This window comes from Pseudomonas sp. BF-R-26 (assembly GCF_019947395.1).
Classification (GTDB): Bacteria; Pseudomonadota; Gammaproteobacteria; order Pseudomonadales; family Pseudomonadaceae; genus Aquipseudomonas; species Aquipseudomonas farris.
On the sequence record NZ_JAGYGK010000011.1, the window covers coordinates 205,975 to 224,676 of the forward strand.

The 18,702-nt window shown below is 58.7% G+C and carries 22 protein-coding genes; 18 read left to right on the forward strand and 4 right to left on the reverse strand.

The window, feature by feature from the left end; all coding sequences use genetic code 11:
- Nucleotides 1-160: 160 nt before the first annotated feature.
- Together KGB18_RS18400 and purT are read left to right on the forward strand one after the other, a co-directional pair.
- The gene (locus tag KGB18_RS18400) at nucleotides 161-628 is read left to right on the forward strand and encodes a VUT family protein (RefSeq protein WP_008014742.1); all 468 of its coding nucleotides are present in this window, start codon (nucleotides 161-163) and stop codon (nucleotides 626-628) included.
- An 89-nt stretch (nucleotides 629-717) separates the two neighbouring features.
- Nucleotides 718-1,899 (forward strand): formate-dependent phosphoribosylglycinamide formyltransferase, encoded by a 1,182-nt coding sequence (gene purT, locus KGB18_RS18405; RefSeq protein WP_123719429.1) that lies wholly within the window; start codon nucleotides 718-720, stop codon nucleotides 1,897-1,899.
- 127 nt (nucleotides 1,900-2,026) lie between these two features.
- Here purT and KGB18_RS18410 read toward each other — a convergent pair whose 3' ends face one another.
- The 3 genes from KGB18_RS18410 to KGB18_RS18420 all read right to left on the reverse strand — a co-directional run bounded on the left by KGB18_RS18410 (nucleotide 2,027) and on the right by KGB18_RS18420 (nucleotide 5,756).
- Entirely contained in the window at nucleotides 2,027-3,343 is a 1,317-nt protein-coding gene (locus KGB18_RS18410) for an MFS transporter (RefSeq protein ID WP_223570324.1), read from the reverse strand.
- Nucleotides 3,344-3,686: 343 nt separating this feature from the next.
- Nucleotides 3,687-4,931 (reverse strand): transporter associated domain-containing protein, encoded by a 1,245-nt coding sequence (locus KGB18_RS18415; RefSeq protein ID WP_123719426.1) that lies wholly within the window; start codon nucleotides 4,929-4,931, stop codon nucleotides 3,687-3,689.
- Nucleotides 4,932-4,943: 12 nt separating this feature from the next.
- Nucleotides 4,944-5,756, reverse strand: coding sequence for an inner membrane protein YpjD (locus KGB18_RS18420; protein WP_123719425.1), 813 nt, complete (start codon nucleotides 5,754-5,756; stop codon nucleotides 4,944-4,946).
- A 210-nt stretch (nucleotides 5,757-5,966) separates the two neighbouring features.
- Between KGB18_RS18420 and ffh the strand changes: the two genes are divergently transcribed.
- The 5 genes from ffh to rplS all read left to right on the forward strand — a co-directional run bounded on the left by ffh (nucleotide 5,967) and on the right by rplS (nucleotide 9,537).
- Nucleotides 5,967-7,343, forward strand: coding sequence for a signal recognition particle protein (gene ffh, locus KGB18_RS18425; protein ID WP_223570325.1), 1,377 nt, complete (start codon nucleotides 5,967-5,969; stop codon nucleotides 7,341-7,343).
- A gap of 249 nt (nucleotides 7,344-7,592) precedes the next feature.
- The gene (rpsP, locus tag KGB18_RS18430) at nucleotides 7,593-7,844 is read left to right on the forward strand and encodes a 30S ribosomal protein S16 (RefSeq protein WP_003198088.1); all 252 of its coding nucleotides are present in this window, start codon (nucleotides 7,593-7,595) and stop codon (nucleotides 7,842-7,844) included.
- A 5-nt stretch (nucleotides 7,845-7,849) separates the two neighbouring features.
- Complete coding sequence (rimM, locus tag KGB18_RS18435; protein ID WP_123719424.1) at nucleotides 7,850-8,386, forward strand: ribosome maturation factor RimM; 537 nt, start codon at nucleotides 7,850-7,852, stop codon at nucleotides 8,384-8,386.
- A complete protein-coding gene (trmD, locus tag KGB18_RS18440; RefSeq protein ID WP_177409327.1) occupies nucleotides 8,368-9,141 on the forward strand; it encodes a tRNA (guanosine(37)-N1)-methyltransferase TrmD in 774 nt (257 codons plus the stop codon). Before rimM ends, trmD begins: the two co-directional genes overlap by 19 nt.
- 45 nt (nucleotides 9,142-9,186) lie before the next feature.
- Nucleotides 9,187-9,537: a 50S ribosomal protein L19 gene (gene rplS, locus KGB18_RS18445; protein ID WP_003175895.1), complete on the forward strand. Its 351-nt coding sequence runs from the start codon at nucleotides 9,187-9,189 to the stop codon at nucleotides 9,535-9,537.
- A gap of 280 nt (nucleotides 9,538-9,817) precedes the next feature.
- On the opposite strand, the gene suhB is transcribed toward rplS, so the two are convergent.
- Nucleotides 9,818-10,636, reverse strand: a complete 819-nt coding sequence (gene suhB / locus KGB18_RS18450; RefSeq protein ID WP_064679568.1) for an inositol-phosphate phosphatase — start codon at nucleotides 10,634-10,636, stop codon at nucleotides 9,818-9,820.
- Between the two features lie 146 nt (nucleotides 10,637-10,782).
- On the opposite strand from suhB, the gene trmJ reads away from it, so the two are divergent.
- The 11 genes from trmJ to ndk all read left to right on the forward strand — a co-directional run bounded on the left by trmJ (nucleotide 10,783) and on the right by ndk (nucleotide 18,679).
- Nucleotides 10,783-11,553 (forward strand): tRNA (cytosine(32)/uridine(32)-2'-O)-methyltransferase TrmJ, encoded by a 771-nt coding sequence (gene trmJ / locus KGB18_RS18455; RefSeq protein ID WP_223570326.1) that lies wholly within the window; start codon nucleotides 10,783-10,785, stop codon nucleotides 11,551-11,553.
- A 2-nt stretch (nucleotides 11,554-11,555) separates the two neighbouring features.
- Nucleotides 11,556-12,332, forward strand: a complete 777-nt coding sequence (gene cysE, locus KGB18_RS18460; protein ID WP_007903579.1) for a serine O-acetyltransferase — start codon at nucleotides 11,556-11,558, stop codon at nucleotides 12,330-12,332.
- Nucleotides 12,333-12,572: 240 nt separating this feature from the next.
- On the forward strand, nucleotides 12,573-13,064 hold the full coding sequence (gene iscR, locus KGB18_RS18465; protein WP_007903581.1) for a Fe-S cluster assembly transcriptional regulator IscR: 492 nt from the start codon (nucleotides 12,573-12,575) through the stop codon (nucleotides 13,062-13,064).
- A 50-nt stretch (nucleotides 13,065-13,114) separates the two neighbouring features.
- Nucleotides 13,115-14,329: an IscS subfamily cysteine desulfurase gene (locus KGB18_RS18470; protein WP_123719423.1), complete on the forward strand. Its 1,215-nt coding sequence runs from the start codon at nucleotides 13,115-13,117 to the stop codon at nucleotides 14,327-14,329.
- A gap of 84 nt (nucleotides 14,330-14,413) precedes the next feature.
- The gene (iscU, locus tag KGB18_RS18475; RefSeq protein WP_003443374.1) at nucleotides 14,414-14,800 is read left to right on the forward strand and encodes a Fe-S cluster assembly scaffold IscU; all 387 of its coding nucleotides are present in this window, start codon (nucleotides 14,414-14,416) and stop codon (nucleotides 14,798-14,800) included.
- A 34-nt stretch (nucleotides 14,801-14,834) separates the two neighbouring features.
- Entirely contained in the window at nucleotides 14,835-15,158 is a 324-nt protein-coding gene (iscA, locus tag KGB18_RS18480; RefSeq protein ID WP_093426158.1) for an iron-sulfur cluster assembly protein IscA, read from the forward strand.
- A gap of 8 nt (nucleotides 15,159-15,166) precedes the next feature.
- The gene (gene hscB / locus KGB18_RS18485; protein WP_030129844.1) at nucleotides 15,167-15,688 is read left to right on the forward strand and encodes a co-chaperone HscB; all 522 of its coding nucleotides are present in this window, start codon (nucleotides 15,167-15,169) and stop codon (nucleotides 15,686-15,688) included.
- Between the two features lie 51 nt (nucleotides 15,689-15,739).
- The gene (gene hscA / locus KGB18_RS18490) at nucleotides 15,740-17,605 is read left to right on the forward strand and encodes a Fe-S protein assembly chaperone HscA (RefSeq protein ID WP_123358115.1); all 1,866 of its coding nucleotides are present in this window, start codon (nucleotides 15,740-15,742) and stop codon (nucleotides 17,603-17,605) included.
- Nucleotides 17,605-17,946 (forward strand): ISC system 2Fe-2S type ferredoxin, encoded by a 342-nt coding sequence (fdx, locus tag KGB18_RS18495; RefSeq protein ID WP_123719422.1) that lies wholly within the window; start codon nucleotides 17,605-17,607, stop codon nucleotides 17,944-17,946. The genes hscA and fdx overlap by 1 nt, the downstream gene beginning before the upstream one ends.
- Nucleotides 17,947-17,960: 14 nt before the next feature.
- Nucleotides 17,961-18,161, forward strand: a complete 201-nt coding sequence (gene iscX, locus KGB18_RS18500) for a Fe-S cluster assembly protein IscX (RefSeq protein WP_050681789.1) — start codon at nucleotides 17,961-17,963, stop codon at nucleotides 18,159-18,161.
- Between the two features lie 92 nt (nucleotides 18,162-18,253).
- Nucleotides 18,254-18,679 carry a nucleoside-diphosphate kinase gene (ndk, locus tag KGB18_RS18505; protein WP_007916882.1) on the forward strand — a complete coding sequence of 142 codons (426 nt, stop codon included), beginning with the start codon at nucleotides 18,254-18,256 and terminating at the stop codon, nucleotides 18,677-18,679.
- The last annotated feature ends 23 nt before the right edge of the window (nucleotides 18,680-18,702 follow it).

The window sequence follows — 18,702 nt, forward strand, 5'->3', positions numbered from 1 at the left end:
CGGTACGCGCGGTGATTCAGGTAGAAAACAGTTGCACGTTTTAGCACTGCTACGCAGTGCAACGGGGGCAAGCCCCCTCGCCACAAAGCTCCCTCGCCGTGATCTGTGCGCTGAAGATGAAGTACCCTGTGCACCAAATTGACAGGTATCCCCCCGCCCCATGCTCTTCCTGATCGCCTACATCAGCAGCGTCGTGCTGATCAATTACGCCTTTTCCAGCGCCCCGCACCTGGACATCATCTGGTCGGCCTGGGGTGGGCTGGTGTTCGTCCTGCGCGACATGGTGCAAACCCGTTTCGGCCACGGCGCGATCGCGGCGATGCTGGTGGCGTTGGTGCTGTCCTACGTCACTTCCGACCCATCCATCGCGCTGGCCAGCGCCATCGCATTCGCCGTGTCGGAGTGCATCGACTGGCTGGTGTTCAGCATAACCAAGCGTCCATTGCATGATCGCCTGTGGATAAGTTCGGCGCTGAGCATCCCGCTGGACACCTTCATCTTCTTCGGCATGATCGATGCGTTCACTCCGGCCGTGATCCTCACCGCCATGGGCTCGAAGTTCGCAGGTGTGACAGTCGTGTGGCTGATCATGGCCTGGCGCTTGCGTAATCAGGCCGTCGTCAGCTGAAGCCAAACCCTCAGGTTCATGTAAAATGCCGCGCTTTCTCCCCATGGGAAGCGTGCTTCCCTCGATGATCCGCTTCTTGAGGACCTGAGATGACCCGTATCGGAACTCCATTGTCGCCAACCGCGACCCGCGTATTGCTGTGTGGCTGTGGTGAGTTGGGCAAGGAAGTGGTGATCGAGTTGCAACGCCTGGGCGTTGAAGTGATTGCCGTCGATCGCTACGCCAATGCGCCGGCCATGCAAGTCGCCCATCGCAGCCATGTGATCAACATGCTCGACGGCGCCGCCCTGCGTGCAGTGATCGAAGCCGAGAAACCGGACTTCATCGTGCCGGAAATCGAAGCCATCGCCACCGCGACCCTGGTAGAGCTGGAGTCCGAAGGCTTCACCGTGATCCCAACCGCTCGCGCCGCACAGTTGACCATGAACCGCGAAGGTATCCGTCGCCTGGCCGCTGAAGAGCTGGGCCTGCCAACGTCGCCGTACTACTTCGCCGACACCTTCGAGGACTACAGCAAGGCTGTCGAAGATCTGGGTTTCCCATGCGTGGTCAAACCGGTCATGAGTTCCTCGGGCAAAGGCCAGAGCCTGCTGCGCAGCGTCGATGACGTGCAGAAGGCCTGGGATTACGCTCAAGAAGGTGGCCGCGCCGGTAAAGGCCGCGTGATCATCGAAGGCTTCATCGACTTCGACTACGAAATCACCCTGCTGACCGTGCGTCACGTCGGTGGCACTACGTTCTGTGCGCCGGTTGGCCACCGTCAGGAGAAGGGCGACTATCAGGAATCCTGGCAGCCACAAGCCATGAGCCCGGTTGCTCTGGCTGAATCCGAGCGCGTTGCCAAAGCGGTGACCGAAGCCCTGGGTGGCCGTGGTCTGTTTGGCGTCGAGTTGTTCATCAAGGGTGATCAGGTCTGGTTCAGCGAAGTCTCGCCGCGCCCGCATGACACCGGTCTGGTGACCCTGATTTCCCAGGACCTGTCGCAGTTCGCGCTGCACGCACGGGCGATCCTGGGCCTGCCGATTCCCTTGATCCGTCAGTTCGGGCCTTCGGCTTCGGCGGTGATTCTGGTGGAAGGGCAGTCGACTCAAACCGCATTCGCCAATTTGGGCGCTGCGCTGAGCGAGCCGGATACTGCGTTGCGTCTGTTCGGCAAGCCTGAGGTCAATGGCCAGCGTCGGATGGGTGTGGCGTTGGCGCGTGATGAGTCGATCGAGGCTGCACGGGCGAAAGCGACCCGTGCTTCTCAGGCTGTCGTGGTAGAGCTGTAACTGAGTCGCAGCTATCGCGGGCAAGCCCGCTCCCACAGGGTTTTCGGTTGATCACAAATTTTGTGTACACCTGAAATCCTGTGGGAGCGGCGGTGCGACGATTCGACTTGTCCGCGATGGCGTTTTATCAGGCAACCCGATTCAAATCGTTATGCCGCGTTTCCTTCAGGCACAACACCGCAATCAAGCTCAGCACCGCCGCCCCCGACACATACCCGCCGACATAACTCAAACCGCCCATCGCCACCAGTTTCTGTGCAAAGAACGGCGCAGCCGAGGCTCCCACAATCCCGCCCAGGTTGTAGGCCGCCGATGCGCCGGTATAGCGTACGTGGGTCGGAAACAGCTCTGGCAGCAGCGCGCCCATTGGCGCAAACGTCACGCCCATCAGAAACAGTTCGATGCACAGGAACAGCGCCCCACCCCAGGTCGAGCCTTGGGTCAGCAGCGGTTCCATCAGGAATCCGGACAGAATCGCCAGCACGCCACCGATGATCAGCACCGGTTTGCGCCCGTAACGATCACTCGCCCAGGCCGACAGCGGTGTCGCGGCCGCCATGAACAGTACGGCGAAACACAGCAGAGCGAGGAAGGTTTCGCGGGTGTAGCCGAGCGTCGCCACGCCATAGCTCAGCGAAAACACTGTCGAGATATAGAACAGCGCGTAGCACACCACCATCGAGCCGGCCCCCAGCAGCATCGGCGCCCAGTATTGGCTGAACAGCTCGACCAACGGGATCTTCACCCGCTCCTGGCGAGCCATGGCGTTGGCGAATACCGGGGTCTCGTGGAGCTTGAGGCGTACGTACAAGCCCACCATCACCAGCGCAGCACTGAGCAGGAATGGAATTCGCCAGCCCCACGAACGGAACTGCTCGTCGCTCAGACTCATGGCCAGAGTCAGGAACAGGCCGTTGGCCGCCAGAAACCCGATCGATGGGCCGAGTTGCGGGAACATGCCGTACCAGGCGCGCTTGCCTTTGGGCGCGTTCTCCGTGGCCAGCAATGCGGCACCGCCCCATTCACCGCCTAGCCCCAAGCCTTGGCCGAAGCGCAGCGCGCAAAGCAGGATCGGCGCCCAGGCGCCAATGCTGTCGTAACCCGGCAGCACGCCAATCAGCGTGGTACACACGCCCATCAATAGCAGGGAGGCGACCAGTGTCGATTTGCGCCCGATGCGGTCACCGAAATGGCCGAACAGCGCCGAACCCAGTGGCCGCGCAAGAAAGGCGATACCGAAGGTGAGGAACGCCGACAGCATCTGGGCGGTGCCGGAGGTCTGCGGAAAAAACACCGGCCCGATCACCAGCGCTGCTGCGGTGGCATAGACGTAGAAGTCGTAGAACTCGATGGCCGTGCCAATGAAACTCGCGGTGGCTACTCGGGTGGCGGAGTTTGTTGGTTGGACAGGCGCGGTGTCGCTGAACGTTGTGCTGGTCGTCATGCGGTAATCCCTGACAGTCATGTGCCCCAGTGGAGCGAATTATTATGGTCGAATACCCAGGGATGTGGGTGGAGGCACGGTCGCTGTTCAAGGTAGGAACAGTCGTCGCAGTGGTGCGGATATCGTCGATGATCTGGCCGGAACCTGCTGCGTGCGGGGTAAGCACGTGGTTCGGCGGGAGCTTGGGTAAGCGGCTTGATTATAGGAAGGCGGCTAATGATTGAACAAGGGTATGGATATTGAAAAAGATCGCAGCCTCGCTTCGCTCGACAGCTCCTACAGTTTGGAATGCACTCCCTTGTAGGAGCTGTCGAGCGAAGCGAGGCTGCGATCTTTTAACTATCTAACGGCTAGAGGCAATCGCAGGCGTGGAACTGGTATGCCAGATCAGCACCCGCGTGACGCGATTGTCTTCCGTCTCCAGAATCTCCAGCCGATAACGCCCGATCTTCAGGCAAACCGCACTGTCGGGAATCGTTTCCAGCGCCTCGGTCACCAACCCGTTGAGGGTTTTCGGACCATCGCTGGGCAAGTGCCAGCCAAGGCTTTTGTTCAATTCGCGAATCGACGCCGCACCCTCGATGACCAGGCGACCATCGGCCTGCGGTTGGATGTGCGGATTATCCAGGTTGTGCTGGCTTTCAAATTCACCGACGATTTCTTCGAGAATGTCTTCCAGGGTCACGATGCCCAGCACTTCTCCGTATTCGTCGACCACCATGCCCAAACGTCGCTGCTGCTTGTGGAAGTTCAGCAATTGCAGCTGCAGCGGGGTGCTTTCCGGTACGAAGTACGGTTCGTGACTGGCTGCCAGCAGCGCTTCCAGAGTCAGGCTTGAGTCCGGCAGCAAATGACGGATCTGGCGGGTGTTGAGCACCGCTTCGACCTGATTGATGTCGCTGTGGAATACCGGCAGGCGGGTGCGTCTGTTATGGCGCAGTTGCTCGATGATTTCTTCGAGGGAATCGTCCAGATTGATTCCGTCGACGTCACTGCGCGGCACAAGAATATCGTTGACCGTGATGTTATCCAGCGCGTGGATACCTGACAGTGAATGCGGGCGACTGGCTGCGTGTTCGTGATCGTCGCGCCGATCTGCCGGTATCTCGTCTTCGCTTTGCTGCACCACGTTGATTTTGCGGGCGAATGGTCGCATCAGCAGTTGGCTGATGGCATTGAGTAACCAGGCCGCCGGGTAGACGATCTTCAAGGGTATGCCGAGCAGCGTGTTGCCCAGGGTCAGAACAGCATCCGGATAGCGCACGGCCAGGGTGCGCGGCAGGTAGTCGGCGAACACCAGCAGCACCGCGCTGGCACCGAGGCAGGCAATCCATGGACCGTTTTGTGCCCAGGTGAAAATCGCCAGCAAGGTGCTGATGACCACCACCAATGCGCGGCACAGGGTGTTGCAGAGGATCAGGCTGTTCAGTGGGAAGTTCAGCTTGGCCGGCGGTTTGTCGCTCGAGCGCGAGGCCGTGCGCTGCGCCAGCAATTGCTGTTGTGCAATTTCGATGGCGGTAAACAGCCCCGACCATAAAATCAGCAGGGCCAGCACCGCGAGCATCGGCCCTATGGGCAAGTCGTCCATTAATGCCGCCCGTCAGATATGCAGAATGTATTCGCGGACCAGCTTGCTGCCGAAGTACGCCAGCATCAGCAGGCAAAAACCGGCAAGGGTCCAGCGGATGGCTTTGTGTCCGCGCCAGCCGAGGCGGTTACGCCCCCAAAGCAGCACGCTGAACACGATCCAGGCCAGGCACGCTAGCAGGGTTTTATGCACCAGGTGCTGGGCGAACAGGTTCTCGACGAACAGCCAGCCGGAGATCAGCGACAGCGACAGCAGGCTCCAGCCGGCCCAGAGGAAACCAAACAGCAGGCTTTCCATGGTTTGCAGCGGCGGGAAATTCTTGATCAGCCCGGACGGATGCTTGTGTTTGAGCTGATGGTCCTGAACCAGCAGCAGCAAAGCCTGGAACACCGCGATGGTGAACATGCCGTAAGCGAGGATCGACAAGAGGATGTGGGCGAGGATGCCTGGCTCTTCGTTAATGATCTGCACCGTGCCAGCGGGGGCGAACTGTGCCAGCACCACGGTGGCGGCGCCCAGCGGGAACAGCAATAGCAGCAGGTTTTCCACCGGAATTCGCGAGCAGGCCAGCAGGGTCAGGGCGATGACCGCCGCGGCAATCAGGCTGGCGGCGCTGAAAAAGTCCAGGGCCAGGCCGATCGGTGTCAGCAGATAGGTGATCAGGCTGACGCTGTGGGCGAGCACGGCCAGCACACCGAGCGTGACCAGCAGGCGCTTGTTCGCCTTGGCGCCGGTGGCCAGACGAGTGCCTTGATAGAGGGTCGCAGCGGCATATAAGCAGGCGGCGGCGAGGGTGGTAAGCAAACTGGGTGACAAGGGGAGCATAAATCCTGTTAGGCAAGCCCGAAAGGCGCTGAGTTTGGCATAGAACCCCCACAGCACGAAAGACCAAGCAACCTGACGGCGAGGTGTCCGCCAGACGCAGTCTTCGCTATAATCCGCGACCTGCCCACGCCGCAGGCTCGCCGAGCACATGTTTATTCCGGTCTGGGCCGCCATTATCCCGGTCTACACAGGGCCTGAAAGGATCGCGCAATGTTTGAAAACTTAACCGACCGTCTCTCGCAGACGCTGCGCCATGTCACCGGCAAGGCCAAGCTGACCGAAGACAACATCAAAGACACCCTGCGCGAAGTGCGCATGGCGTTGCTCGAAGCCGACGTCGCCTTGCCGGTGGTCAAAGACTTCGTCAACTCGGTCAAGGAACGCGCTGTTGGCACCGAGGTGTCGCGCAGCCTGACGCCGGGCCAGGCCTTCGTGAAAATCGTCCAGGCCGAACTCGAAAGCCTGATGGGCGCGGCCAACGAAGACTTGAACCTGAGCGCCGTTCCTCCTGCCGTCGTGTTGATGGCCGGTTTGCAGGGGGCGGGTAAAACCACCACCGCCGGCAAACTCGCGCGCTTCCTTAAAGAGCGCAAGAAGAAGTCGGTCATGGTCGTGTCCGCGGACGTTTACCGTCCGGCGGCGATCAAGCAGCTTGAAATGCTCGCGGGTGAAGTTGGCGTTACCTTCTTCCCGTCCGACCTGAGCCAGAAGCCGGTCGACATCGTGCAAGCAGCTATTAAAGAAGCAAAACTGAAATTCATCGACGTGGTCATCGTCGATACCGCCGGTCGTCTGCACATCGACGAAGAGATGATGGGCGAGATCAAGGCGCTGCACGCCGCAATCAACCCGGTCGAAACCCTGTTCGTGGTCGATGCCATGACCGGCCAGGACGCCGCCAACACGGCCAAGGCCTTCGGCGATGCACTGCCGCTGACCGGTGTGATCCTGACCAAGGTCGACGGCGATGCCCGTGGTGGTGCCGCGCTGTCGGTACGTGCCATCACTGGCAAGCCGATCAAGTTCATCGGTATGGGCGAGAAGAGCGAAGCGCTCGAACCGTTCCATCCTGAGCGTATCGCTTCACGCATCCTCGGCATGGGCGACGTGCTCAGCCTGATCGAGCAGGCCGAACAGACCCTCGACAAAGACAAGGCCGATAAACTGGCCAAGAAGCTGAAGAAGGGCAAGGGCTTCGATCTTGAAGACTTTCGCGATCAGCTGCAGCAGATGAAAAACATGGGCGGCCTCGGCGGCCTCATGGACAAACTGCCGAACATCGGCGGTGTGAATCTGGCGCAAATGGGCAACGCCCAGGGCGCGGCAGAGAAGCAGTTCAAGCAGATGGAAGCCATCATCAACTCCATGACCCCGGCCGAGCGCCGCGACCCTGAGCTGATCAGCGGTTCGCGCAAGCGCCGGATCGCCATGGGTTCCGGCACTCAGGTGCAGGACATCGGTCGCTTGATCAAGCAGCACAAGCAGATGCAGAAGATGATGAAGAAGTTCTCCGCGAAAGGCGGAATGGCCAAAATGATGCGCGGCATGGGCGGTATGTTGCCCGGCGGCGGCATGCCAAAGATGTAAAGTATTCACGCAAGGGCTTGCCCTTGCATCTCCCACATGGAAGTGGGATCTCCAGCAAACCCGCACTTGGCGGGAGCTGACTGGCCGTTTTCAACGACGGCTCTATAGCAAATCTGGATGGCGACCGATAGGCCGCCGGAAAAAGACATTTGCAAAAGTCCGGATATTCCTTAGAATATGCGGCCTTTCGGGCACCTATGCCCGCTGTGCCTTTAGATTTGCAGCACCGACTACAGGAACGATGTTCACATGCTAACAATCCGTCTTGCCCTTGGCGGCTCCAAAAAGCGCCCGTTTTACCACTTGACCGTAACCGACAGCCGCAACCCGCGCGACGGTTCGCACAAGGAACAGGTTGGTTTCTTCAACCCTGTTGCTCGTGGTCAAGAAGTTCGTCTGTCCGTGAACCAAGAGCGCGTAGCCTACTGGCTGAGCGTTGGTGCACAACCTTCTGAGCGCGTTGCTCAGTTGTTGAAGGAATCTGCTAAGGCTGCGGCCTGAGCAATATGAACGCGACGCCAGCTATTGCCGATGATTTGATCGTTATTGGCAAAATTTATTCTGTTCATGGCGTTCGCGGCGAAGTGAAGGTGTATTCCTTTACTGATCCGACTGAAAACCTGTTGCAGTACAAAACCTGGACGCTCAAGCGCGAAGGTAATGTGAAACAGGTCGAGCTGGTCAGTGGACGTGGGAGCGACAAGTTCCTGGTCGCAAAGCTCAAGGGTCTTGATGATCGTGAAGAAGCACGTCTTCTGGCTGGTTATGAGATCTGTGTGCCGCGCAACCTGTTCCCTGAATTGACCGACGGCGAGTACTACTGGTACCAGCTGGAAGGTCTGAAGGTTATTGATCAACTCGGGCAATTGCTCGGGAAAATCGATCATCTTCTGGAAACCGGCGCCAATGATGTAATGGTGGTCAAGCCTTGCGCTGGCAGCCTGGATGATCGCGAACGCCTGTTGCCCTATACGGAGCAATGCGTGTTGGCTGTCGACCTTGCCGCAGGCGAGATGAAGGTGGAATGGGATGCGGACTTCTAAACGTGGCTAACCTGCGCGTAGAAGTGATCAGTTTGTTTCCCGAGATGTTCTCCGCCATCAGCGAGTACGGCATCACCAGTCGGGCGGTGAAACAGGGGCTGTTGCAGCTTACCTGTTGGAATCCGCGAGACTACACGACGGATCGACATCACACTGTGGATGATCGCCCATTTGGCGGTGGTCCGGGCATGGTGATGAAGATCAAGCCCCTGGAAGATGCGTTGGTTCAGGCCAAGGCAGCAGTCGGGGAGGCGGCGAAGGTAATTTACCTGTCCCCCCAAGGCCGTCAACTGACTCAGTCGGCGGTACGCGAGTTGGCGAATCTGGATGCATTGATCCTGATTGCCGGCCGCTATGAAGGCATTGACGAGCGTTTTATTGATGCTCATGTCGATGAAGAGTGGTCGATTGGCGACTATGTACTGTCTGGCGGTGAGCTGCCGGCGATGGTCCTGATCGATGCGGTTACACGACTGCTGCCTGGAGCTTTAGGGCATGCGGACTCCGCCGAGGAAGATTCCTTTACGGATGGTTTGCTGGATTGCCCGCACTACACCCGACCGGAGGTGTATGCGGATCAGCGTGTTCCCGACGTATTGCTAAGTGGCAATCACGCGCATATCCGGCGTTGGCGTTTACAGCAGTCCCTTGGTAGGACCTTTGAACGACGCGCCGATCTTCTGGAAAGCCGCTCGCTTTCTGGAGAAGAGAAGAAGCTGCTCGAGGAATACATCCGCGAGCGGGACGATAGTTAACAACGTATCGATGGTAGATCCGACGATTTACCTTAGGAGCACAGCATGACTAACAAAATCATCCTTGCACTCGAAGCAGAGCAGATGACCAAAGAGATCCCTACCTTTGCCCCGGGCGACACCATTGTCGTTCAGGTGAAAGTGAAGGAAGGCGATCGTTCGCGTCTGCAAGCGTTCGAAGGCGTAGTTATCGCCAAGCGTAACCGCGGCGTAAACAGTGCTTTCACCGTTCGTAAAATCTCCAACGGTGTTGGCGTAGAGCGTACTTTCCAGACCTACAGCCCGCAAATCGACAGCATGGCCGTTAAACGTCGCGGTGACGTACGTAAAGCCAAGCTGTACTACCTGCGTGACCTGTCTGGTAAAGCAGCTCGCATCAAGGAAAAACTGGCTTAAGTCCAGCTTCCGATGCCGAAACGCCAGCCTGTTCAGGCTGGCGATTCAAGAAAATGCCTCGTATCGAAAGATACGGGGCATTTTTCGTTATGGTGCGGAGCCTGTAGGGGCGAGCGGTGCGGCGATCCGACTTGCCCGCGAAGAGGGTGTGTCAGTCGACATTGATGTTGCCTGGTACGCCGCCTTCGCGGGCACAGGGATTGTGCGACGTTGGGTTTTTTTCTGCGCAAAAAAAACGCCCCGAACAAGTCGGGGCGTTTTCTTGAGATGCTTCGAGCGTTTAACGCTTCAGCGAAGCTGGCAGGTGCGGCTGGATCGCCGTCAGTACTGCTTTGAAGCACTTGGTGTTGCCGGCGACGATGTGGCCTTTCTCAAGGAAGTCGTGACCGCCGGTGAAGTCGCTCACCAAGCCGCCAGCTTCCTGGATCAGCAGGGCGCCTGCAGCCATGTCCCACTCGGACAGGCCCGACTCCCAGAATGCATCGAAACGGCCGGCAGCTACGTAGGCCAGGTCCAGGCTCGCCGAGCCAGCGCGGCGGATGCCGGCGGTCTGGCCAACCAGGGCGCGGAACATGCCCAGGTAGTTGTCGAGGTTGTCCATCTGGTCGTCACGGAACGGGAAGCCGGTACCCAGCAGGGCGCCGTCCAGGCTGGTGCGGCCGCTGACGCGCAGGCGACGACCGTTCAGTTGGGCGCCGCGACCACGGCTGGCGGTGAATTCTTCCTGGCGAACCGGGTCCAGAACAACAGCGTGCTCCAGGCGGCCACGGTATTTGCAGGCAATGCTGACAGCGAAGTGAGGAATGCCGCGCAGGAAGTTGGTGGTGCCGTCCAGCGGATCGATGATCCACAGGTACTCTTCGCCTTCGATGCCGTTACCGGCGTGCATGCCGGTTTCTTCACCCATGATCGAGTGATTAGGGTAAGCCTTGCGCAGCGCATCGATGATTTTCTGTTCGGCGGCGCGATCCACCTCGGATACATAATCCTTGGCGTCTTTTTCGTCGACCTTGATGGTATCCAGGCGCTCGATGGAGCGGAAAATCAATTCACTGGCGCTGCGGGCGGCGCGCAGCGCGATATTCAGCATGGGCTGCATGGATGTGTCACCTAAGGTTGTTAAAGAAAGCCGGGCATTCTATCAGAAAGTTTCTACAGGTGAAGGTCGGTGTTCGCTTTCGTAGCTTAACGGTAGGATGAACTGTAAGATTCTGCTCCCTAATTCTGTGTTCGAGAGCGCCTCCCTTGCTGCAAAACATTCGTGTCGTCCTGGTCAATACCAGTCACCCCGGAAATATCGGCGGGGCTGCGCGTGCCATGAAGAACATGGGCCTGTCGCGGCTGGTGCTGGTCGAACCGCGGTTGTTCCCGCATCACGAAGCCGATGCGCGTGCGTCCGGCGCCGGTGACATCCTTGAAAATGCTCAGGTCGTCGCCACTTTGGAAGATGCCTTGGTCGGCTGCAATCTGGTGCTTGGCACCAGCGCCCGCGATCGTCGCATTCCCTGGCCGTTACTCGATCCTCGCGAATGCGGTGTGAAGGTGGTCGAAGAGGCGGGGCAGGGTGCCGAGATCGCATTGGTGTTCGGTCGTGAAGATTCCGGCCTGACCAATGAAGAGCTGCAGCGATGTCATTATCACGTGCACATCCCATCAGACCCTGAGTTCAGTTCGCTGAACCTTGGGGCAGCGGTGCAGGTGTTGAGCTATGAGGTGCGCATGTCCTGGTTGGCGGCTGCTGGTCAGCCGAGCAAGGTCGAGAAGGATGAAGTGGCATCCACCAAAAGTGGTGAGCTGGCGACCATGGATGAGCTGGAGCGATTCTATGAGCACCTGGAGCAGACGCTGGTGGCCATCGAATTTCTCGACCCGGAAAAACCACGGCACTTGATGGCGCGCCTGCGCCGGTTGTACGGACGCAGCTCGGTCAGCCGGGCGGAAATGAATATATTGCGTGGCATCCTCACGGAAACCCAGAAAGCGGCCCGTGGCGAGCTTCTAAGGCGGAAGGATTAATGATGTTCGAGCGTTTGCGTGAAGATATCCAAAGTGTTTTCCATCGTGACCCGGCGGCGCGTAATGCTTTTGAGGTTCTGACGTGCTACCCGGGCATGCACGCCATCTGGATCCATCGCCTGTCGTCAGCGTTGTGGGGTATGGGCTGGAAATGGCTGGCGCGGCTGGTATCGAACTTCGGTCGCTGGTTGACCGGGATCGAGATTCATCCGGGTGCCAAGGTCGGTCGTCGCTTCTTTATCGACCATGGCATGGGCATCGTTATCGGTGAGACCGCCGAGATCGGCAACGACGTCACCCTGTATCAGGGCGTGACCCTTGGCGGCACCAGTTGGAACAAGGGCAAGCGTCACCCGACTCTGGAAGACGGCGTAGTGGTCGGGGCGGGCGCCAAGGTGCTCGGCCCGTTTACGGTGGGTGCCGGGGCCAAGGTGGGTTCCAATGCCGTGGTCACCAAGGCGGTTCCGCCTGGGGCGACGGTGGTGGGGATTCCGGGACGGATCATCGTCAAGTCCGATGAAGAGCAGGACGCCAAGCGCAAGGCCATGGCCGAGAAGATCGGTTTCGATGCCTATGGTGTCGGCGAAGACATGCCGGACCCGGTGGCCCGAGCCATTAACCAGTTGCTCGATCATCTGCAGGCTGTAGATGGTCGACTTGAAGGGATGTGCGGGGCGCTGAAGGACCTGGGTAGCAATTACTGTGCGAAAGATCTGCCTGAGCTGCGCGAAGAAGACTTTGCCTGTGTGAAGGACAAGGATCAGAGCCAGGCCAGCTAAACCGAGTCAACTTCATCGCGAGCAGGCTCGCTCCCACAAATTTGAAATGCGGTTTCCTGTGGGAGCGAGCCTGCTCGCGATGAACGATAACGCGCAATTGCTGGCTGTACGCCGCCAGCCTTTGCTATGATGCGCGCGCTCTTTTGCGGGTAAACCTGAGTAAAGTACTAGGTCTTATAGTTGACTTAAATACTCGGGAATTGCATACTCGCCCCATTCCGAACTCCGTGGTAATTGTCCATGCGACTGACTACAAAAGGCCGATACGCCGTGACCGCCATGCTTGACCTGGCGTTGCACGCGCAGCACGGGCCGGTGTCCCTGGCCGATATCTCCGAGCGCCAAGGCATCTCCCTGTCCTACCTCGAGCAGCTTTTTGCCAAATTGCGCCGCAGCAATCTGGTGTCCAGTGTTCGCGGTCCGGGCGGTGGCTACCAATTGTCCCGAGACATGCAGGGCATCCAGGTCGCCCAGGTGATCGATGCGGTCAACGAATCGGTCGATGCAACCAAATGCCAGGGCCAAGGTGATTGCCATCAAGGCGACACCTGCTTGACCCACCACTTGTGGTGCGATCTGAGCCTGCAGATTCACGAATTTCTGAGCGGTATCAGCTTGGCTGACCTTGTAACTCGCCGTGAGGTGCAAGAAGTAGCCCAGCGTCAGGACCAGCGTCGTTGCAACAGCAAGGCGCCACGCCTGGACAAGATTGAAGCGTCCGCCGTCGAATGACAGCCAAAGAGCTAGCGGCACGCCAGCCAGCCTGATTTAGGAGATAGTCCATGAAATTGCCGATTTACCTTGATTACTCTGCGACGACCCCGGTTGATCCACGTGTCGCGCAAAAGATGAGTGAATGCCTGCTGGTCGACGGAAACTTCGGTAACCCGGCGTCCCGTTCCCACGTGTTCGGCTGGAAAGCTGAAGAGTCCGTCGAGAACGCTCGTCGTCAGGTCGCTGACCTGGTTAACGCCGACCCGCGTGAAATCGTCTGGACCTCCGGTGCCACCGAGTCCGACAACCTGGCAATCAAGGGTGCGGCGCATTTCTACTCCACCAAAGGCAAGCACCTGATCACCACCAAGATTGAGCACAAGGCTGTCCTCGACACCATGCGCCAACTGGAGCGTGAAGGTTTCGAAGTGACCTACCTCGACCCTCGCGAAGATGGTCTGGTTACTCCAGAGATGGTTGAAGCTGCCCTGCGCGACGACACCATCCTGGTGTCGATCATGCATGTGAACAACGAAATCGGCACCATCAACGACATCGCAGCCATCGGCGAACTGACCCGCTCCAAGGGGATCCTGTTCCACGTCGACGCCGCTCAGTCCACCGGCAAGGTCGAGATCGACCTGTCGAAACTGAAAGTCGACATGATGTCGTTCTCTGCCCACAAAACCTACGGCCCTAAAGGCATCGGCGCACTGTACGTCAGCCGCAAGCCGCGTGTTCGCATCGAAGCGACCATGCACGGCGGCGGTCACGAACGTGGCATGCGCTCCGGCACCCTGGCGACCCACCAGATCGTTGGCATGGGTGAAGCTTTCCGTGTAGCCAAGGAAGACATGGCTGCCGAGAACGTACGCATCAAAGCCCTGAGCGATCGTTTCTTCAAGCAGGTCGAAGGCCTCGAAGAGCTGTACGTCAATGGCAGCATGACTTCCCGCGTACCGCACAACCTGAACCTGAGCTTCAACTACGTTGAAGGCGAGTCGCTGATTATGGCGCTCAAGGATCTGGCGGTTTCGTCCGGTTCGGCCTGCACCTCGGCATCGCTTGAGCCTTCGTACGTATTGCGCGCCCTGGGCCGCAACGACGAACTGGCACACAGCTCGATTCGCTTTACCTTCGGCCGTTTCACCACCGAAGAAGAAATCGACTACGCCGCGCAGAAAGTCTGCGAGGCCGTTACCAAGCTGCGCACCCTGTCGCCGCTGTGGGACATGTACAAAGACGGTGTCGACATTTCGAAAATCGAGTGGGCGGCACACTGATTTCAAGTCGCCGCAAACCGGCCCTGTAAAACTACGGTTCGCAGGGCTTAAGAGCGACTCTCTGATGAGTGAGGATTAAGAATCATGGCTTACAGCGAAAAGGTCATCGACCACTACGAGAACCCGCGCAACGTCGGCAAGATGGACGCGGAAGATCCTGATGTCGGCACCGGCATGGTCGGCGCTCCGGCGTGCGGCGACGTGATGCGCCTGCAGATCAAGGTCAACGAACAAGGCATCATCGAAGACGCCAAGTTCAAGACTTACGGCTGCGGTTCGGCGATCGCCTCCAGCTCCCTGGCGACCGAGTGGATGAAAGGCAAGACTCTGGATGAAGCAGAGACCATCAAGAACACTCAGCTGGCCGAAGAACTGGCTCTGCCGCCAGTAAAAATTCACTGCTCCGTACTTGCTGAAGACGCTATCAAAGCGGCCGTTCGCGACTACAAGCAGAAGAAAGGCTTGATCTGACTTTCAAGATTTGGCGACGAGTAAGGAGTCACCGATGGCTATCAGCATGACAGAAGCGGCTGCTCAACACGTGCGACGCTCCCTCGACGGGCGCGGCAAAGGTGAAGGGATTCGTCTGGGTGTTCGCACCACAGGCTGTTCCGGCCTTGCCTACGTGCTGGAGTTTGTCGACGAGGTGGTGGCAGAGGATCAGGTGTTCGAAAGTCACGGCGAGAAAGTGATCATCGACCCGAAAAGCCTCGCCTACCTGGACGGTACCGAACTCGATTTCGTCAAGGAAGGGTTGAACGAAGGCTTCAAGTTCAACAACCCCAACGTGCGCGGTGAATGTGGCTGCGGCGAAAGCTTCAACATCTGAGGCTGCTTGTGGGAACTCCTTGTCATTTCGCTTTATTTGAACTGCAGCCGAGCTTCCGTCTGGATCTCGAGCAGTTGGCCACGCGCTACCGTGAGTTGGCGCGTGGTGTTCATCCGGACCGCTTTGCCGACGCTTCCGAGCGTGAGCAGCGGCTGGCGCTCGAGCAATCCGCGAGCCTCAACGAGGCCTATCAGACGCTCAAAAGCCCCCCCAAACGCGCGCGCTACTTGCTCGCCATGGGCGGTCGTGAGCTGCCGCTGGAGGTCACGGTGCATGATCCGGAGTTTCTTCTGCAGCAGATGGAGCTGCGTGAAGAGCTCGAAGACCTGCAAGACAGCGCCGACCTCGCGGGTGTTGCAGTGTTCAAGCGTCGCCTGAAGACCGCGCAGGATGAACTGAACGAAAGCTTCGCAGCCTGTTGGGATGATGCAGCGCAACGTGAGCAGGCCGAACGCCTGATGCGACGCATGCAGTTCCTCGACAAGCTCACCTACGAAGTGCGCCAGTTAGAAGAGCGCCTCGACGATTAACCCAGTGCCGCTCCGGTCGCACGCCTGATATACAGATAAGTCCTGATAACGATGGCCCTACTGCAGATCGCCGAACCCGGCCAAAGTCCTCAACCGCACCAGCGTCGTCTGGCTGTGGGGATCGACTTGGGCACTACCAATTCGCTGGTCGCTGCATTGCGCAGTGGTCTTTCCGAGCCTCTGGCCGACGCGCAAGGGCAGGTCATCCTGCCGTCTGCCGTGCGCTATCACGCCGATCGCGTCGAAGTCGGCGAGTCGGCCAAACTGGCCGCCGCGTCCGATCCTTTGAACACCGTGCTGTCGGTCAAACGCTTGATGGGTCGTGGTCTTTCCGACGTCAAGCAATTGGGCGATCAACTGCCGTACCGTTTTGTCGACGGCGAGTCGCACATGCCGTTCATCGACACTGTGCAAGGCCCGAAAAGCCCGGTCGAAGTTTCCGCCGATATCCTCAAGGTACTGCGTCAGCGCGCTGAAGCGACCTTGGGTGGCGAATTGGTTGGCGCGGTGATCACCGTTCCGGCCTATTTCGATGATGCTCAGCGTCAAGCCACCAAGGATGCGGCCAAGCTGGCCGGTCTGAACGTGCTGCGTTTGCTCAATGAGCCAACCGCCGCCGCGGTCGCTTACGGTCTGGATCAGCACGCCGAAGGCCTGGTCGCGATTTATGACTTGGGCGGCGGTACTTTCGATATTTCGATTCTGCGCCTGACCGGCGGTGTGTTCGAAGTGCTGGCTACCGGCGGCGACAGCGCCTTGGGTGGCGATGACTTCGATCACGCTATTGCTGGCTGGATCATCGAGAGCGCCGGTCTGTCGGCCGATCTCGATCCGGGTACGCAACGTAATCTGCTGCAAACCGCGTGTGCGGCCAAAGAAGCCCTGACCAATTGCTCGTCCGTCGAAGTTGCTTATGGCGACTGGAAGGCTGAGTTGACCCGTGAAGCCTTCAATGCGCTGATCGAGCCGATGGTTGCTCGCAGCCTGAAAGCCTGCCGCCGCGCTGTGCGTGATTCCGGTATCGAACTGGAAGACGTTCACGCTGTGGTCATGGTTGGTGGCTCGACGCGCGTGCCTCGTGTCCGCGAAGCCGTTGCGCACGCCTTCGGTCGCGAACCGCTGACTGAAATCGATCCGGATCAAGTCGTCGCCATCGGTGCTGCGATCCAGGCCGATACCCTGGCTGGCAACAAACGTGACGGCGGCGAACTGCTGTTGCTCGACGTGATTCCGTTGTCCCTGGGGCTGGAAACCATGGGCGGCCTGATGGAGAAGGTGATTCCGCGCAACACCACCATCCCCGTCGCCCGGGCCCAGGACTTCACGACTTATAAAGATGGCCAGTCGGCCATGGCGATCCATGTATTGCAGGGCGAGCGTGAGTTGATCAGCGACTGTCGTTCCCTGGCACGCTTCGAATTGCGCGGTATTCCGGCGATGGTGGCCGGCGCGGCGAAGATTCGCGTGACCTTCCAGGTCGACGCCGACGGTCTGCTCAGTGTCTCGGCCCGCGAATTGGGTTCGGGCGTCGAAGCCAGCATCCAGGTCAAACCGTCCTACGGCCTGACCGACGGCGAAATCGCCAAAATGCTCAAGGATTCGTTCCAGCACGCCAACGACGACAAAGTCGCCCGCGTATTGCGTGAGCAGCAAGTTGATGCCCAGCGCCTGATCGAGGCGGTGCAGGGCGCTCTGGAGGTTGACGGCGAACGCCTGCTCGACGCCGAAGAGCGCATGGTCATCGAATTGCAGATGCAGGAACTGACCGAACTGATGAAAGGCACCGATGGTTACGCTATCGAGCAGCAGACCAAGCGTCTGTCGCAGGTGACCGATGCCTTTGCTGCCCGCCGCCTGGACTCGACGGTGAAAGCCGCTCTGGCGGGGCGCAACCTGAATGAAATCGAGGATAACTGATGCCGCAGGTCATTTTTCTGCCACACGAGAAGTTCTGCCCGGAAGGCATGGTTGTAGAGGCTGAGCCCGGTATATCCATTCTCGAACTGGCCCATGAACACCATATCGAGATGGAAAGCGCCTGTGGCGGCGTCTGCGCTTGCACTACCTGCCATTGCATCATCCGCGAAGGTTTTGACTCGCTGGAAGAGGCGGATGAGCTGGAAGAAGATTTTCTTGATCGGGCCTGGGGTCTGGAAGCGCATTCGCGTCTAGGCTGTCAGGCGATCGTCGGGACTGAAGACCTGACCGTCGAAATTCCGAAATACTCGCTCAACCATGCAGCCGAAGCGCCGCACTGATTCAAGGAACCGACATGAGTCTGAAATGGGTTGATGTGCTTGAAATCGCGATCCAGCTGGCTGAAACCAAGCCAGATGTGGACCCGCGTTACGTGAACTTCGTCGATCTGCACAAATGGGTGCTGGCGTTGCCGGAGTTCAGTGATGATCCGACCCGCGGTGGCGAGAAGGTGCTTGAAGCCATTCAGGCCGCCTGGATCGAAGAAGCAGACTGAGTCTGCACCGTACGCAGTTAGGCAATACCAAAGAACCCGCGTATAATTCGCGGGTTTAATTTTTCACAAATTACCGTTTCTGGAGTTACACCATGGCTGTTCAACGTACTTTCTCCATCATCAAGCCTGACGCTGTTGCAAAAAACGTTATCGGCGAGATCACCACTCGTTTCGAAAAAGCTGGCCTGCGCGTTGTAGCTTCGAAACTGAAGCAACTGTCCAAAGCTGAAGCTGAAGGCTTCTACGCTGAGCACAGCGCTCGTGGTTTCTTCGGCGACCTGGTTGCTTTCATGATCTCCGGTCCGGTTGTCGTTCAGGTTCTGGAAGGCGAAAACGCTATCGCTCTGAACCGTGAGCTGATGGGCGCTACCAACCCTAAAGAAGCTGCTGCCGGCACCATCCGCGCTGACTTCGCTGATTCCATCGACGCCAACGCTGTACACGGTTCGGACTCCGAAGCCGCTGCTGCTCGCGAAATCTCGTACTTCTTCGCAGCTACTGAAGTAACCACTCGCTAAGCATTGGCTTAAGAGTGAAGGTG

What these genes read in the sequence shown, in the direction of transcription:
- iscR (WP_007903581.1), top strand. Translation starts at nt 12,573, where the DNA reads ATGCGACTGACTACAAAAGGCCGATACGCCGTGACCGCCATGCTTGAC.
- KGB18_RS18410 (WP_223570324.1), bottom strand. Translation starts at nt 3,343, where the DNA reads ATGACGACCAGCACAACGTTCAGCGACACCGCGCCTGTCCAACCAACA.
- suhB (WP_064679568.1), bottom strand. Translation starts at nt 10,636, where the DNA reads ATGCAGCCCATGCTGAATATCGCGCTGCGCGCCGCCCGCAGCGCCAGT.
- rpsP (WP_003198088.1), top strand. Translation starts at nt 7,593, where the DNA reads ATGCTAACAATCCGTCTTGCCCTTGGCGGCTCCAAAAAGCGCCCGTTT.
- ffh (WP_223570325.1), top strand. Translation starts at nt 5,967, where the DNA reads ATGTTTGAAAACTTAACCGACCGTCTCTCGCAGACGCTGCGCCATGTC.
- KGB18_RS18470 (WP_123719423.1), top strand. Translation starts at nt 13,115, where the DNA reads ATGAAATTGCCGATTTACCTTGATTACTCTGCGACGACCCCGGTTGAT.
- rimM (WP_123719424.1), top strand. Translation starts at nt 7,850, where the DNA reads ATGAACGCGACGCCAGCTATTGCCGATGATTTGATCGTTATTGGCAAA.
- ndk (WP_007916882.1), top strand. Translation starts at nt 18,254, where the DNA reads ATGGCTGTTCAACGTACTTTCTCCATCATCAAGCCTGACGCTGTTGCA.
- purT (WP_123719429.1), top strand. Translation starts at nt 718, where the DNA reads ATGACCCGTATCGGAACTCCATTGTCGCCAACCGCGACCCGCGTATTG.
- KGB18_RS18420 (WP_123719425.1), bottom strand. Translation starts at nt 5,756, where the DNA reads ATGCTCCCCTTGTCACCCAGTTTGCTTACCACCCTCGCCGCCGCCTGC.
- fdx (WP_123719422.1), top strand. Translation starts at nt 17,605, where the DNA reads ATGCCGCAGGTCATTTTTCTGCCACACGAGAAGTTCTGCCCGGAAGGC.
- KGB18_RS18415 (WP_123719426.1), bottom strand. Translation starts at nt 4,931, where the DNA reads ATGGACGACTTGCCCATAGGGCCGATGCTCGCGGTGCTGGCCCTGCTG.
- rplS (WP_003175895.1), top strand. Translation starts at nt 9,187, where the DNA reads ATGACTAACAAAATCATCCTTGCACTCGAAGCAGAGCAGATGACCAAA.
- iscU (WP_003443374.1), top strand. Translation starts at nt 14,414, where the DNA reads ATGGCTTACAGCGAAAAGGTCATCGACCACTACGAGAACCCGCGCAAC.
- KGB18_RS18400 (WP_008014742.1), top strand. Translation starts at nt 161, where the DNA reads ATGCTCTTCCTGATCGCCTACATCAGCAGCGTCGTGCTGATCAATTAC.
- cysE (WP_007903579.1), top strand. Translation starts at nt 11,556, where the DNA reads ATGTTCGAGCGTTTGCGTGAAGATATCCAAAGTGTTTTCCATCGTGAC.
- iscA (WP_093426158.1), top strand. Translation starts at nt 14,835, where the DNA reads ATGGCTATCAGCATGACAGAAGCGGCTGCTCAACACGTGCGACGCTCC.
- trmD (WP_177409327.1), top strand. Translation starts at nt 8,368, where the DNA reads ATGGGATGCGGACTTCTAAACGTGGCTAACCTGCGCGTAGAAGTGATC.
- iscX (WP_050681789.1), top strand. Translation starts at nt 17,961, where the DNA reads ATGAGTCTGAAATGGGTTGATGTGCTTGAAATCGCGATCCAGCTGGCT.
- hscA (WP_123358115.1), top strand. Translation starts at nt 15,740, where the DNA reads ATGGCCCTACTGCAGATCGCCGAACCCGGCCAAAGTCCTCAACCGCAC.